Annotated in this window: 2 protein-coding genes; one reads left to right on the top strand and one right to left on the bottom strand. The window is 79.8% G+C overall.

Translation table 11 applies throughout. The features are described from left to right. Positions 1–613, top strand: a 613-nt coding sequence (locus tag CTKZ_RS21130; protein ID WP_148090555.1) for a helix-turn-helix transcriptional regulator, incomplete at its 5' end; no start/stop codon positions are given. Positions 614–686: 73 nt separating this feature from the next. Here CTKZ_RS21130 and CTKZ_RS21125 read toward each other — a convergent pair. Continuing rightward, the coding region (locus CTKZ_RS21125) for an LPXTG cell wall anchor domain-containing protein (RefSeq protein ID WP_124344707.1) at positions 687–905 on the bottom strand (219 nt) is incomplete at its 5' end.

Below are 905 nucleotides of genomic sequence, written 5' to 3'. Positions count from 1 at the left end.
CACGCCCGCGCAGGCGGTGGCGCTCGCGCTCGCGGTCGACGCGCTGCCGCCCGGCAGCCCGTTCGGCGTCGACGCCCGGACGGCGCGCGACAAGGTGCTCGACGCGATGCCCGCGACCGACCGCGCCCGCGCGCAGGCGCTCTCGCAGCGGTTGTGGACGCGACCCGACGCGGCGTCGGCCGACGCCGCTGCGCGCGTGGGATGGTCGCGACGCGCGGGCACGCAGAGCGGCGCGTCCGGGCCCTCCGACGGCGGCGCGCAGGGCTCGCCGGCCCGGTCGTCCGCGCCTGGCGTCGCGGCTGTCGCCTCTCCCGGGGTGCTCCGGGCCGTCGAGGACGCGCTGTCCCGCGAGCGGGTCCTCGCGATCGAGTACGTGACCGTCGCCGGTGACGCGTCGCACCGTCGCGTCGAGCCGATCGTCCTCACGCGCACGCACGGCCGCTGGTACCTCGCGGCGTGGTGCCGCACGCGCGACGACGTGCGCTGGTTCCGCCTCGACCGCGTCCGGCGCGCCGACGTGACGGCCGAGCCCTACGACGCGAGGCCGGTCGCGGTCGTGGGCGCACCACCCGACGACGCCCGGCCGGTCGGTCGTCGCGCGGAGGACGACTGACGCGACGCGTCGGGCACGACGCCCGCGGGGCGCGGACGACGACGGACGCGACGCGTCAGACCCGACGGCCCGTTCAGGTGCGGCGACGCCTGCCGAGGAGCGCACCTGCCGCGCCCAGCACGACCAGCAGACCCGCAGCCGCCGCGATCGGGGCGACGGTGCTGCCGGTGCTCGACAGCCGTCCGCCGGCTACCGCGCCACCGGTCCCGGTCGCGCGCGAGCCCGCCGACGAGCCGGTCCCGCTGCCGGAGCCGGCCGCGCCGGGCGCGGCGCTCGGCGACGGGCTCGGGGC

Origin of the sequence: Cellulomonas algicola (genome assembly GCF_003851725.1) — a bacterium.
Classification (GTDB): Bacteria; Actinomycetota; Actinomycetes; order Actinomycetales; family Cellulomonadaceae; genus Cellulomonas; species Cellulomonas algicola.
The sequence above is the reverse complement of the archived record's forward strand: the minus strand, read 5'-3'. Positions and strand labels throughout refer to the sequence as shown.